The sequence below is a fragment of the Nocardia aurantia genome (assembly GCF_009604425.1).
In the GTDB taxonomy this organism is placed as follows: Bacteria; Actinomycetota; Actinomycetes; order Mycobacteriales; family Mycobacteriaceae; genus Nocardia; species Nocardia aurantia.
In genome coordinates, this window is the sequence record NZ_WEGI01000006.1 from 424,735 (window position 1) to 438,286 (window position 13,552).

General features: G+C 68.2%; 14 protein-coding genes. 6 read left to right on the top strand and 8 right to left on the bottom strand.

What is annotated here, in order from left to right:
- Positions 1-8: 8 nt before the first annotated feature.
- The 7 genes from NRB56_RS16040 to NRB56_RS16070 form a co-directional block, all read right to left on the bottom strand.
- Positions 9-1,451: an NAD-dependent succinate-semialdehyde dehydrogenase gene (locus NRB56_RS16040; protein ID WP_153342844.1), complete on the bottom strand. Its 1,443-nt coding sequence runs from the start codon at positions 1,449-1,451 to the stop codon at positions 9-11.
- A 41-nt stretch (positions 1,452-1,492) separates the two neighbouring features.
- Complete coding sequence (locus tag NRB56_RS16045) at positions 1,493-2,422, bottom strand: VOC family protein (RefSeq protein ID WP_319943063.1); 930 nt, start codon at positions 2,420-2,422, stop codon at positions 1,493-1,495.
- Positions 2,423-2,565: 143 nt separating this feature from the next.
- Positions 2,566-3,477: a LysR family transcriptional regulator gene (locus NRB56_RS16050; RefSeq protein ID WP_153342846.1), complete on the bottom strand. Its 912-nt coding sequence runs from the start codon at positions 3,475-3,477 to the stop codon at positions 2,566-2,568.
- 225 nt (positions 3,478-3,702) lie between these two features.
- Positions 3,703-4,644 (bottom strand): sugar ABC transporter substrate-binding protein, encoded by a 942-nt coding sequence (locus NRB56_RS16055; RefSeq protein WP_227837763.1) that lies wholly within the window; start codon positions 4,642-4,644, stop codon positions 3,703-3,705.
- Between the two features lie 90 nt (positions 4,645-4,734).
- On the bottom strand, positions 4,735-5,838 hold the full coding sequence (locus NRB56_RS16060; RefSeq protein WP_319943064.1) for an ABC transporter permease: 1,104 nt from the start codon (positions 5,836-5,838) through the stop codon (positions 4,735-4,737).
- A 71-nt stretch (positions 5,839-5,909) separates the two neighbouring features.
- A complete protein-coding gene (locus NRB56_RS16065; RefSeq protein WP_153342849.1) occupies positions 5,910-7,478 on the bottom strand; it encodes a sugar ABC transporter ATP-binding protein in 1,569 nt (522 codons plus the stop codon).
- A complete protein-coding gene (locus NRB56_RS16070; protein WP_153342851.1) occupies positions 7,475-8,077 on the bottom strand; it encodes a carboxymuconolactone decarboxylase family protein in 603 nt (200 codons plus the stop codon). Before NRB56_RS16070 ends, NRB56_RS16065 begins: the two co-directional genes overlap by 4 nt.
- A gap of 194 nt (positions 8,078-8,271) precedes the next feature.
- Between NRB56_RS16070 and NRB56_RS16075 the strand changes: the two genes are divergently transcribed.
- The 5 genes from NRB56_RS16075 to NRB56_RS16095 all read left to right on the top strand — a co-directional run bounded on the left by NRB56_RS16075 (position 8,272) and on the right by NRB56_RS16095 (position 11,850).
- Positions 8,272-8,685: a cupin domain-containing protein gene (locus tag NRB56_RS16075; RefSeq protein WP_319943065.1), complete on the top strand. Its 414-nt coding sequence runs from the start codon at positions 8,272-8,274 to the stop codon at positions 8,683-8,685.
- A gap of 284 nt (positions 8,686-8,969) precedes the next feature.
- The gene (locus tag NRB56_RS16080) at positions 8,970-9,623 is read left to right on the top strand and encodes a hypothetical protein (protein ID WP_153342853.1); all 654 of its coding nucleotides are present in this window, start codon (positions 8,970-8,972) and stop codon (positions 9,621-9,623) included.
- Between the two features lie 22 nt (positions 9,624-9,645).
- A complete protein-coding gene (locus NRB56_RS16085; RefSeq protein WP_153342855.1) occupies positions 9,646-10,314 on the top strand; it encodes a hypothetical protein in 669 nt (222 codons plus the stop codon).
- 196 nt (positions 10,315-10,510) lie between these two features.
- Complete coding sequence (locus tag NRB56_RS16090; RefSeq protein ID WP_153342857.1) at positions 10,511-11,401, top strand: hypothetical protein; 891 nt, start codon at positions 10,511-10,513, stop codon at positions 11,399-11,401.
- A gap of 179 nt (positions 11,402-11,580) precedes the next feature.
- Positions 11,581-11,850, top strand: a complete 270-nt coding sequence (locus NRB56_RS16095; protein ID WP_153342859.1) for a hypothetical protein — start codon at positions 11,581-11,583, stop codon at positions 11,848-11,850.
- A gap of 60 nt (positions 11,851-11,910) precedes the next feature.
- On the opposite strand, the gene NRB56_RS16100 is transcribed toward NRB56_RS16095, so the two are convergent.
- Positions 11,911-12,819 (bottom strand): MerR family transcriptional regulator, encoded by a 909-nt coding sequence (locus NRB56_RS16100; protein ID WP_153342861.1) that lies wholly within the window; start codon positions 12,817-12,819, stop codon positions 11,911-11,913.
- A 72-nt stretch (positions 12,820-12,891) separates the two neighbouring features.
- On the opposite strand from NRB56_RS16100, the gene NRB56_RS16105 reads away from it, so the two are divergent.
- Positions 12,892-13,551, top strand: coding sequence for a maleylpyruvate isomerase family mycothiol-dependent enzyme (locus NRB56_RS16105; protein ID WP_153342864.1), 660 nt, complete (start codon positions 12,892-12,894; stop codon positions 13,549-13,551).
- The last annotated feature ends 1 nt before the right edge of the window (position 13,552 follow it).

Below are 13,552 nucleotides of genomic sequence, written 5' to 3' on the forward strand. Positions count from 1 at the left end.
CTCGTACCTCAGAGCGCCAGTTTGTGCGACACGCGCTTGGTGACGAGGTACGCCTCGAGCCCCTCGGGGCCGCCCTCCTTGCCGTGACCGCTCTCCTTCACCCCACCCGACGGCGCCTCGTGCACCGAGCCGCCGCAGTGGTTGATCGAGAGGATGCCGGCCTCGAAGCCGGTGACCAGCCGCTCCGCGGTGGCCGCGGAATTCGTGAAGCCGTAGGCGGCCAGGCCGTAGGGCAGCGAGTTGGCGATCGCCAGCGCCTCGTCCAGGTCGGTGAACGGCACGATCGGCGCCAGCGGGCCGAACGGCTCGTCCACCATGATCTTCGCGTCCAGCGGGACCTCGGTGAGCACGGTCGGGGCGAAGAAGTAACCGGGCCGGTCCAGGCGGTGGCCGCCGGTGCGGACCGTCGCGCCGCGCGCGATCGCGTCGCCGACGAATTCGTCCATCGCCTTCAGCCGCCGCTCGTTGGCCAGCGGGCCCATGGTGACGCCCTCGTGGAGTCCGTCGCCCACCACCACCGCCTCGGCGGCCGCGACGAACGTGTCGGTGAACGCGTCGAACACGCTGTGGTGCACCAGGAATCGACTCGGCGAGGTGCACACCTGACCGGCGTTGACGAATTTCGCGAACGCGGCCCGCTTGGCGGCGGCGACCGGGTCGGCGTCGGCGGCCACGATGACCGGCGCGTGCCCACCGAGTTCCATCAGCGTCGGCTTCATCTCGCGACCGGCCCGCACGGCCAGCAGCTTGCCGACCGGCACCGAACCGGTGAAGGCGACCAGCCGGATCACCGGCGAGGCGATCAGGTGGGCCGACACCTCGGCCGGCTCACCGAACACCAGGTTCAAAACCCCTTCGGGCACACCGGCCTCGGCGAAGCAGCGCACCAATTCGACGGCGGTACCGGCGGTTTCCTCCGACGCCTTGATCACGATCGAGCAGCCGGCCGACAGCGCGGCCGCGATCTTGCGCATCGGCGAACCGGCCGGGAAGTTCCACGGCGTGAACGCGGCGACCGGGCCGATCGGCTCGTGCCGCACCGACAGCACGGTGCCCGGCTCGGACGGGATGATCCGGCCGTAGTGCCGGCGCGCGTCCTCGGCGTCCCAGCGCAGCGCGTCCGCGACCCGCAGCACCTCTCCGCGCGCCTCGCCGAACGGCTTACCCTGCTCCAGCGTCATCACCCGGGCGACCCGGTCGGCGCGGCGGGTCAGCAGTTCGGCGGCGGCGCGCAGGATCGCGGTCCGGCGGACGATAGGGGTGTCCCGCCACAACGGGAAACCGGTTGCGGCAGCGGCCAATGCGCGATCCAGGTCGGCGGCCGTCGCCAGCGGCACGTGGCCGAGGATCTCCTCGGTCGCCGGGGCGATCACCGGCGCGGTCTGCCCGGTCCCGCCGTCGACCCACTCGCCGGCGATGTACAACTGCAACTGCGGATACTCAACGGTCATGTGCTGACTTCTCTCTCGCGTCGGACGCAGCGCCGCGCGGGTCACGCCGGCGCCGGATCGGCGTTGTCGCGGTTGGTGCGCAGCACCCAGATGTGGTGCGGCGGAGTCTCTTCGTGGACGCGGGTCTCGTAACCGGCGTCCACCCGGTCCATATCGGCGGCGTATTCGACCCGGCCACCACAGGGGGCGTGCAGGAAGCGGAACACGTTGGAGCCCACCGTGTGCCGGCCCAGCCGCCGCGCCTCCTGCCAGCCGCGCTCGATCATGTGATTGCCGCCCTCGATCACGTCGTCGAAACCCGGTACCTCGTAGGCGATGTGGTTGACCCCGGCCCGGTCCGGGCGATGGCACAGCAGGAAGTTGTGCTGATCGTCGTCGCCCTCGGCCTGCATGAACACCCCCATCGGTTTCACGATGTCGGTGGGCCGGAAGCGCAGCCGGTCGACGTAGAAGGCGACCGCCGCCTCCCGGCCCGCCTTCGGAATGTTCAGCGCCACATGGCACATCCGCAGCGGGCGGACCCGGCCGACACTGTGCAGCGGGCCGTTCCACCGGGTCACCGTCCCGGACACGTTGGCGGCGCGCGGTTCCGGGGCCTGCGCGCGCGGCCGGGCCAGGGTGAGGCCGACGCCGAAGCCGGTCTCGTCGGCGAAGTGGTACACCGTGTCCGGACCGGCGCCGGTCTCGCGCACCGCGCGGTCCACCGCCACCGCGGCCACCAGATCCGCCAGGCCGGCGGCGGTGTCGACGCCCCACACCACCTCGCGGATGGTCGGGGTCCGTTCCAGCGGCGCCGGCAGCGCCGGATCGGCCGCGGTGGTCAGGCGCAGCGTCTGTCCGGTGAGCGTCTCGAAGACCACCCCGGTCTCGTCCCGCTCGGCGCGGTCGAGGCCGAAATCGTCGAAGAAACGCACGCACTCGTCCAGGTCCGCGACGCTGTAGAGCGCGGACTCGATACGCTGGATTCCCACGCGATAAACCTTCCTGCGGAGGTGCCGGCGAATTCATCGGCACGTGTTCGATCGTAGGAATTCGCCGGACGGTCACCTAGCCCTCGCACCGCAATCGTTGTTTGCGTCGTGCGTCCACCGGACGGTCGCGGCCGGCGGGGGAATCAGACCTCGAACGCCGGGATCGGATTCTCGGAGAACCAGGTGGCGAGGAATTCCAGGAACACCTCGACCTTGCGCGGCGCCTGGGCCGCCGGACCGTAGATCGCGTACAGCGACCGCTCCGGAATGGGAATCTCCGGCAGCAGGATCTCCAGCGCGCCGGTGTCCAGATCCTCCACTGCGGGCCGGTGCGGGATCAGCGCGATACCGCGGCCGTGCACGGCCGCCTTCTGGATGGCGATGTAGGAGTTCGAGGTGAACACGACGTTGCGGATCTTGTGCAGTGTGCTGGTGTGTCCCTTGCCGATTCGCCACACCGGGGCGTTCTCGTGCACCACGCAGTCGTGGTCGTTGAGTTCGTTGGGGTGGGTGAGCCTGCCGTGCGCGTCCAGATATCCCGGCGAGGCGCACAATACGAACGGCAGCGAGGCGATCTTCTTCAGTCGCACACTGGAATCGCGCAGATCGCGGGTGTGGAAGGCGACATCGAAACCGCTGTCCAGAAAATCGTAGGTGCGGTCGGACATGCCGCCGAGTTCGAATCGCACGTGAATCTTGGGATGCGCCACGGAGAATGCCGCGATGGCGTCGCCGAGATCCAGGCCGCCGATCCATTTGGGGCAGATGATCGACAGGGTGCCCTCGGCGCGATCGTGCAGATGGGCGATATTCGCGTCCTCGGCATCCAGCTCGTCGAGAATGCGCTGCGCGAAGGCGCTGTAGCGGACACCGGGTTCGGTCAGGCTGACCGAACGGGCCGTGCGATTCACCAGCCGCACGCCCACTTGTTTCTCCAGATCGGCGACGTGCCGTGAGATCAGCGACCCCGAGGATCCGAGGACCTTGGCGGCACCGCTGAAACTTCCGATCTTCGCCACCGTGACGAAGCTGCGCATGACGAGCAGACGATCCATGACACCTTTCCCGGCGGGCCACGATGCCCTCCCGAGAGGGTGCCCGCCACGGTTCCAGCACGCGAACACCACCCGATCGGCACCCGCGCCCAGCACACCCGCAGCGATCGCCGGTCGTGTGCTGGATCACTAGGCTACCCTAATTTCGAGCAATTTTGTTTACATTCGTCCGGTTCTCGAGGAAGTCGCAGCTTCCCAGGTCGAGACCGGTTTTCCGACTCCCGATCAGGACTTCAGGCAGTACTGCAGCGCCTGGTCGAGATTGTCCTTGGTGATCAGCGTCAGCGGGATCCGCGCGACCTTGTCCACGTTCTGCTTGTTCAGCAACGCCAGGGTGTCCTTGACCGCGGTCTGCCCGATCAGGGTGGCCGAGTTGGCGACCGTGGCGGCGAACTGTCCGCTCCGCACCGCCGCCAGGCCCTCGTCGGTGCCGTTGACGGTCACGATCTTCACGTTCTTGCCGGCCGCCCGGAACGCCTGCTGCGCGCCGAAGGCCATGTCCTCGTTGGCGACGAAGGCGTACTTCAGATCCGGATGCGCCTGGATCATGTTCTCCGCGACATCCTGGGCCTTCGACCGATTGAACATTCCCGGCTGAGTGGCGACCACCTTCACATTCGCCGGCAGCGCCGCCGTGAATCCACCCACCAGCAGGTCGGACGCGGCGCCCGGGGCGCCGGCGATCACCGCGGCCTCGGCCGGCGCGCCGCCCGCGTCCCCGGCCACCCAGCCCGCGTCGAGCGCGCCGACCTGCTTCAGGTCGACCACGGCCGCGCCGAGGATGCTGCCGGTGTCGCCGGGCAGGACCGAGGTGAGGTAGATCGGGATGTTCGCACTCTTTGCCTTGTCGATATCACCCTTCAGCGCGTCCACGTTCACCGTCTGCACGATCAGCGCCCGCACGTTGCGCGAGATCATGTCCTCGATGTTGGACAGTTCCTTGGCCGGGTCCTGATTGGAGTTCGCGGAGATCACCTTCGCGTTCTCGGCACCGGCCTCGGCGTTGATCGCCCGCTCCAGGCAGACGTGGAATTCGGTGTTGGCGCCGTTGACGAAGCCGAGCGTGGTGCCGTCGCTCGTGGCCGGACCGCAGCCGGCGAGCAGGACGACCGAACTCGCGACGGCCGCGAGCGCGCCGACGGAACGGAACAGGGTGGGAGAGGGCATCATTGCGCCTTTCACGGTCGAACAGGGAGGGAATTACGAAGGGATCGGGAGGTTTTCGGGCCCGCGGTGGATTCCGGGCGGGCCGGGACTTCAGGACCGGCGGCGTTGCAGCAGATTCGCGATCGCGGCGACGAGCAGTACCGCGCCGACCGAGATCTGCTGGTAGAAGCTCGAAATCTGCAGCAGGTTCAGCACATTCGCGACCACGCCGAGCAGCACCACGCCGAGCACGGTGCCGGGAATGCTGCCCTTGCCACCGGCCAGCGAGGTGCCGCCGATGACCACCGCGGCCACTGCGGTCAATTGCAGGGTGAGACCGCCGGTGCCGGGACTCGAGGCCGCCAGCCGCGACAGCAGCATGATCCCGGCCAGCCCGGACAGGCCACCGGCCAGCGCGTACAGCAGCAGCTTGTCGCGCGAGACCCGGATGCCGGACAGCCGCGCCACGTCCTCGTTGCCGCCGATGGCGAAGGCGTCGCGGCCGAAGCTGGTGTAGCGCATCACGAATGCGGTCAGCGCGAGCACGATCACCGCCACGATCAGCAGGTGCGGCAGGCCGAAGGTCTTGCCGTTGCCCAGCCAGGACAGTCTGGTGCCGATGGAGATGCTCAGGCCGTTGATGATCAGCAGGGCGAGGCCGTCCAGCATGGTGGCACTGGCCAGCGTGGCGACGAACGGCGCCACCGCGGTGTACGTCACGACCAGCCCGTTGACCAGGCCGATCGCGATGGACAACGCCATCGCCACGACGATCGCCAGCCAGGGCGAATGTCCGTGGGAGACCAGTTGGGCCGCCACCGCCGTGGTAACCGAGACATTGCTGCCCATCGAGAAGTCCATCCCGCCGGCCGTCATCAGCAGGGTCAGGCCCGCGGCGATCACCGCGACCACGCTGACCTGCCGCAGCACGTTGATCAGGTTGGTGGAGGTGAGAAAGGCGTCGGTCTGGGTGACCGCGAAGACCACGATCAGGACCAAGACCACCAGCAGGCCCGCGTGCGGGACGTGCGGCAGGGACGGCCGGCGGCGAGGGCCGGCGATGCCCGCCGCGCCGGTCCCCTTCCCCGGCTCACCGCTCCCGTTCCCCGCCGCGCCGGTCCCCTTCCCCGGCGCGCCGGTCCCCTTCCCCGGCGCGGCGGCCCTCTCCCCCGTGTGGGAGTTGTCGTGCTGTCCCACCTGAGCGCCGATGCTCACGCTGTATCCATCGGGCATGGACGGAGGGCCTCCATGGTTACGCTCCGCTGCCGCCGTCGGCCCTTGACCGCTCATGCCCCTTCTCCTCCGAGAACCGCGGCGATCAGCTCGTCGCGAGTGATGTCGTCGATCTTGTGTTCCGCGATCGCCCGCCCGTCGCGGACGATGATCACGCGGTCGGCCAGCCGCATCACCTCGTCGCAGGACGAGGAGGCCAGTAGCACGGCCGCGCCGCGTTCGGCGAGCCGGTCGATGAGCGTGTGGATCTCGGCCATGGCGGCGATGTCGACGCCGTTGGTCGGGTCCTCCAGCAGGCAGGCCGCCGGCTCGGTGGCGAACCACTTGGCCAGCAACACCTTCTGCTGATTGCCACCGGAAAGCCGGTCCACCGCAGGGTTTCTGGTCAGCGAGACCACCCGGTACTCGTCACGCAGTGCGGCGGCGCGGCGGCCCAGCCGGTCCCAGCGCTGCACGACCCGCCCGGCCAGCCGATCCTCGGCCAGCACCAGGTTCTCGTCCACCGACAGTTCGGGAACCAGGCCGAGGCGGCGGCGATCGCCTGTCACGCAACGCAATCCGCTGGCCAGCGAGCGGCCGACCCGGCCGGGCGGCACGCGCTTCCCGCCCACGGTCAGGGTTCCCCGGTCCGGCCGCCGCCGGCCCGACAACAGATCGAACAGCCGCGACTGGCCGTCACCGGCGGGGCCCAGCACCGCGACGATCTCGCCGTCGCGCACGTCCACGTCGAAACCGTCCAGGAACCGGCCCTGGCTCAGATCCCTTATCCGCAAACCGATCTCGTCCCGTGCGGGCGCGCGGGCCGGGCGCACCGAGACCACATCGCGGCCGACCATGTCGCGGACCAGGCCCGCCTCGTCGGTCGCCCCGACCGGATAGCTCGTGACCACGGCGCCCTCCCGCAGCACGGTCACCCGGTCCGCGATCGCCAGCACCTCGTCGATGTAGTGCGAGATGAACACCACCGCGACCCCGCTGTCGCGCAACCGGCGCACCAGCGCGCGGATCTGCGCGGCGGCCGCCGCGCCCAGACAGGCGGTGGGCTCGTCCAGGATCAGCACCCGGCCGCCGCGACGCACCTCGCGGGCCACCTCGACCATGGTCTGCTCGGCGACGGTCAACTCCCCCGCCGGCCGGGTCACGTCGATGTCGATCCCCAACTGCGCCAAGGCGTTCCGGGCGATCTCGGTCACCGACGACCAGCGCACCACGGATCGCCGGGTGGGCAGGTCGCCGAGCATGATGTTCTCCGCGACGGTCAGGCCGAGGACGAGTTCGCGCCGCTGCGGCACGATCGACACACCTTGACGCCGCGCGCGGCGGGTACTCCACGCCGACTGCGGCCGACCGGCCACCTCGATCCGGCCGGAATCCGGACCGTGCACCCCGGAGAGCACCTTCACCAGCGTCGATTTGCCCGCGCCGTTCATCCCCATCAGCGCGTGCACCTCGCCGGGATACAGATCGAGACTGACGTTGTTCAGGGCGACCGCGCCGCCGAAGCTTTTACAGACCTCGCGCAGGCGGACCACGGCGGTATCGGTCGCCGGTGTGGCAGTCGTCGCGGGTGCGGCGGTCACGGTGTCCTCCCGGTCGAGCGTGCTGGGGGACACCGGGGTCATTCCGGCGCTCCCGCTCCGACCGCGACGGCCTCGGTCACCCGTTCGTAGCCGCGGATGTCCGGGAACGGCGGGGTGCGGCCGGCCTGCAGATCGACCTGAAAAGCGTTGAGGCACATGCCGAGCATGGTGAAATTGCCGAGCGCGCCGATCGTGTCGACCAGACCCTGCGCACCGAAATGCGCGAGGGCGGCCGCGAAGGTTTCGTCACCCACGAAATGATTCGTCAGAATCTCGGTGGCGAACCGGTAGAACGCGGCATCGGCGGCGTTGTCGAAGACCGGCTCCCGTTTCTCGGCGATCGCCGCGACGACCTCGGCCGGCACGCCGGATTCGATCGCCTTGTCCACGTGCGCGTTCCAGGAATACTGCGCATCCCAGTTCCGCGCGGCCAGCAGCAGCGACAATTCGCGCAGATGCGGCGGAAGGCTGGATTCGAATCGGCAGAACGCGCCGAGCGCCTCGACCTTCTCGCAGAGTTCGGGGCTGTTCAGCCAGACCCGGAACGGGCCGCGCACCGCGCCACGACGACCGGCGATCCGCGACGCGATCTCCTGCTGCCGCTCGGTCATCTCCGTGGCGGCGATGATGGGGAGCCTCATGTCCGTGCCCTTTCGTCGTGAGCCCGATCACTCGGGTGAGTTGCTGTGGCACGACGGTATGCCGGGCATTGCGCGGGAAACAGATCGATCGGTGCAAGGTAAGACTGCACTACTGGTGATGCCCGTCACCGGTTCGGTACAGGTGCGCCGCTCTAGCATCGGACGGCATCGAACGCAATCGGAAGGCGGTAACCGTGACGGTGATCATCAAGGCGGCCGAGGTGCCATTGCTGGACCGCGGCGGCGCGGTCGTCACCACGCCGCTGGTGACCACGGCCGCCGCGGCCGGCGAGAACACAATCACCAGCGGCATCAGTGTCTATCCTGTCGGGTCGGGCGCGCCACTGCACTCGCACAACTGTGACGAGCACGTCACGATTCTCGACGGCGAGGCGGAGGTCGTGGTCGAGGGCGAGGTGACCCGGCTGACCCGATACGACACCACCTATATCCCGTCGCCGCTGCCGCATCTGTTCCGCAATGTCGGCGATACGCCGTTGCGCATTCTGTGGGTGTACACCTCGGGTCATGTGACCCGGACCTTCACCGACACCGGAATCACCGTGGAACACCTGACCGACGAGGATCGGATGGGCGGCCGGAACTGATCCGGTTCCCGGACCGTCCGATCCCCCGATTCCCCTGGCGTCCCGGCGGTTTCACCGAATACGGCCGACCCGGATATGCGCGGCCCGATTCCCTTCCAGAATCGTCGTAGCCGAATATTCGAAAACCCTGACGCCACACTTCCTTTCACGCACGCCGACGCGAACCCGCGATCCGGCGGTGTACAGACGCGTCCCGATGCCCCCGGCATTCCCGAGCGAAGGGGCGATCCGAACTTCCCGGCCGTGCCGGACCGGGAACCTCGAGAAGAAAGAGATGAGGAGTTATGCACAGCATCTCCCGGGCCACGGCGATCGCCACCCTGGCCATCGCCGCCACGGCCGGTGCGATGGGCGCCGCCTCGGCCGCTCCCGCCCCGGCGCCGATCCTGGCCTCCGCCACTCCCGACACCGGCGTGGTAACCGTCGTCGACACCCAGGCCGCTATTGCCGACGCTGGCCCCCTCGCAATTGCCGACCCCGGCCCGGCCACGGTTGCCGACCCCGGCACCGTCGCAGACCCGGAAGCCGTCACGGGCCGTGACGCCGGTACCGTCGCCGATCCGGGCAGACCCGATGCCGGACCCGCTGCCGTGAACCCCGAGGCCGAATACGACAAGGCGGTCGGCGCGCTGACCGGCGCGTTCAGCAACGCCAATCACGACGGCACCCTGTTCGGCACCGCCGCGGGCGTGGTGATCGGCTGCCCACTCGGCGCGATCACCGGCGGCACCCTCACCGCCCTGGTGTCGGCCGGTGCGCTGACCCCGGTCGGCGTGGTCGGCGGCTGCATCCTCGGCGGCGTGACCCTCGGCGGTCTCGGCGGCACCTTCGCCGGCGCGATCACCGGATTCCCGGCGCTGGCCGACGCGGCGGGCCAGCAGTACAACCACCTGCACTCCGAGGGCCTGATCTCGGCCCCGCTCACCACCAACCAGTAGTCCCACCGCGAAAGAGCCTGCAATGAAGCACATCACGCACACGGTGGCGGTGACCGCGCTCGCCGCCGTCGCCCTGACGGTCGCCGGTGGCGCCGCCCACGCCGACGCCACCCAGTCCACCGACACCGACAAACTGACCGTCCAGGTGGCCCCCGGTGTCTCCTTCACCGGCGCCGCCTCCGACGGCTCCTCGGTCCTCGCCACTCCCGCGGGCACGGTGACCACCCGCGACGGCCAGGTCGCGGTGCAGGACGCCGCCGGTGTCCCGATGCTCGGCGCCCCCCTGGAAACGGTCGCGAACAACACCGACATCGCCGCCGGCACAGCCGCGCCCGAACCGGTCGCCAACCCGGGTGACCCGCTCGGCAACCTGAACGCCGCCTGGCACGCGGCCGGCGCCTACACCGGCCTGGCCGCCGGCGTCGGCGGCACCGCGGGCGCTCTGATCGGCACCGTCGTCGGCTGCCCGATCGGCGCGATCACCCTGGGCAGCATGGCAACCGTGATGTCCGCCGCCGCCCTGACCGTCCCCGGCATGATCGGCGGCTGCCTCGCCGGCGCCGCCACCACCGCCGCCTTCGGCGGCATGATCGGCAGCGTCGCCGTCGGCCTCCCGGTCGGTCTCGCCGTCACCGCTCAGAAATTCAACGAAATCCAGTCCGGGCACGCCCCTCCGGCTCCGCAACACTGATCCCGCACTCTCGCGGGTTTCCCCGAAAGACGGTGCCCCATCGATCATTTCGGTGGGGCACAGTCGTCTCATGATGCGCGTGGGCACAGCACGAATATTCGCTCGCACACATTCCCAATTGCCTTTTTCGTTTCAAACACTTTCGCACACAATACAATTGGCGCAAACCGGCCGAGTCGGTATACAGTCCCCGGCCGTGGCCAACACACTCCAGCACGAATTCCTGATACACCTCTTCCGGTCCAACACGGATTTGGCGGCGCTACTCCTCCGGCGGTACCTCGGCGTCGAGGTGCCGAGCTACTCGACCGCGGTATCGGGTTCCGAGGATGCGACCGAGATAGCCCCGCAACCCACGGTCCGCAAAAGCGACGCCGTCATAATCCATTTGCACGAACAATCCGACCGACCGCCGATCTGGGCTGTGGTCATCGAGGTGCAGCGCAAGTCGGACACCAACAAGCGCTGGGTCTGGCCGCTGTACCACGCCCGGATCCGCCACCGCTACCGCTGTCCCACCACTCTGCTGGTGGTCAGCCCGACCGAGACGACGGCCGAACAGTGTCGCATGCGCATAGACACCGGCCAGCCGCAATCATTCTGGTCGCCTCTGGTCACCACGCCACGAAGGTTGAAGATCAAGTACACCGACACGACCGGCGAGCCCGAACTGGCGGTTCTGGCCGCAATAGGGCATGCCAACGATCCCGATATCAATGCCGCACTCGATCATCTCGGCACCGAGCTGGCGAAGTTGGCGGCGACCACCCCACAGCGCGCGCAAGCGTATGCTGATGGAGTCCTCGACGCATTGACCGGCCCCGCTCGGAATCTCTGGAGGGAAAAAATGACTGCCAGCGTGTATCGCTACCAGACCGACTTCGCGCAGGGCTACGTCGCCGAGGGCAAAGCCGAGGGCAAAGCCGAGGGCAAAGCCGAAGCGATCCTCATGTTCCTCAAATACCGCCACGTAGCGGTTTCCGACAGCGACGAGCAGCGAATCAGGTCCTGCACTGACCCCGACCAACTCGACAAGTGGGTCGCACGTGCCGTCGACGCGGCAACAGCCGAAGAACTGTTCGCGTAACCACCCACCCACTCGAAACACTGTGCCTCGCCGACGCTTCGGCGGGGCACCGTTGTTTCGATGTGCTGAATCGAATATTCAGCTTGGGTGCTGCACGGTTCGAATAATTCACCGTAACTCGGTGCGGCACAAACCAATCAGCACCTCGAGCGGTACCGTACGAGAATTCTGGAGAAAATTTGAGCGACCCTGAATGGCACTACCGGAGCGATTTTGCCCGGGGCCTTCACAGCGCCGGTAGAATCGCCGGCAGAGCCGCACTCCTGACCGACGACCAAGCCAGGGCCGCGATTCTCGCGGAGGTTGTCCTGATGATCCTCAGACTCCTCCACATAGAGTATTGCGCCAGCGACGAGCACCGAATCAGGTCCTGCACCGATGTCGACCAACTCAACAAGTGGATGGAGCGTGCTTTCAAGGTGAGAGAAGTTGATGAGATACTCAGGTGACCTCGCGCCACGTTGAACAGGTGCACCGCTGTTTTCCGGCGTGGCACATCTGCTTCTCGGTCAGATTTGCGCCAAGGCTCGGTGCAGCCAATTCAAAGCGGCTCCGGTGGTTGTCGTCGTAATGGTTCTGTCGGTCAGGGTCCAGTATCGGCGGATGCGCGGGTCGGCATCGTTCGCGCTGTGCAGGATTCGTTGCCGGAAGCCGGGGGTGTCGGCTTCGCGGCGGGCGGTGGCGTGGGCGGCGACGAAGCGGTCCAGTTCGGGTCCCGGCCGGGGTGGGATGCCGGCGGTGAGGAGTGGGTCCACGGCTGCGCAGGCTTCGGCGAGTCCGGTGAGGAGTTGCCGAGGGTGACGGATTGCGGCGGGGTCGGATCGCCACAGCTGGCGCGAGATCGCCGGGGCCAATGCGGGATCGGTTGCGGCGCAGACCAGTTCGGCGTAAGCGAGCACCTGCTCGGGGGTCGGGTTCACTGGTGGATTCGGGATGTTCATGGTGACGAAGCCGTCGAACATGGTCGCCGGGGCGGCCGTCAGTTGCGCGCGCCAGAATGTGACGAGAGTGTCGTGTGCGCGGTGCCGGTCACCCATAGCGGTGAGTAGGTCCAGGCGTTCGGTTCGGGTGGCCGGTGACGCGTCGTGTGCCGCGGCCAAAGAGGCTCGGCGCCAGAGCAGTTCGTTCAGTTCGGCGTTCAGCGTGGCTTGTTCGGCGGCAAGAGCATCCTTGATCGGTACCTCGTCGTTCAGGACGGCGGTGATCGTGGTCAGGCCGAGGCCCAGTGCGCGCAGGCGGCGCACCGACCTCAGCCGGTCCACTGCCGCCTGATCGAACAGGCGGTGGTTGCCGGTGCTGCGGCGGGGGTGGATCAGGCCTTCGTCGCAGTAGAAGCGGATGGTGCGCACCGGTATATCGGTCAGGCGGCCCAGTTCGCCGATACCGATCAGCTGATCGCGACGTATGAGCTCGGTCACAATTGCTGGAACCTCCACCCGGCTGGAATTCCTACCCTACTGGAACACGCACCGGGAGAAGGAGCTACGCGGATGTCCGCTACATCGATGACCACCGAGCAGATCTGGGCGGCGGTCGACGCCGAACGCGCAAGCCTTGCCGAGATGCTCGCGGCGCTGCCCGAAAGCGATTGGGATCGGCCGTCGCTGTGTGACGACTGGCGGGTGCGCGATGTCGTCGCGCATCTGGTGTTGTCGTCCCGGCCGACGATCGGGTGGCTGCTGTTCAATGTGGCGCGTGCCCGTGGCAATCTCGATCGGGCGATCCGGGATACCGCCATCCGGCGCGCCGGCACTCGCACCAGCGCCCAGCTTCTCGCCGAGCTCCGCGACACCGTTGGCGCTCGCGCCACTCCGGCCGGCACGACTCCGGACGATCGGCTCATGGATGTTCTGGTACACGGGCAGGACATCGCGGTACCGCTGGGACTCGTGCGCACCGTGCCGGTCGCCGCCGCGCGATGCGCGCTGGACCGGCTCTGGCACACCCGCGCGCCGTCCCACGCCCGCAAGCGATTCGACGGTTACCGGCTCGCGGCCACCGACACCGAGTGGATGGCCGGTGACGGTCCGGTCATCGAGGGTTCGGTCGCCGCTCTGCTGATGGTGTCGACCGGACGCGATGTCGCGATCGATCAGCTCACGGGGGCGGGATCGGCGCGATGGCGGACATCCGGGTCCGCCTCCGCCTGAC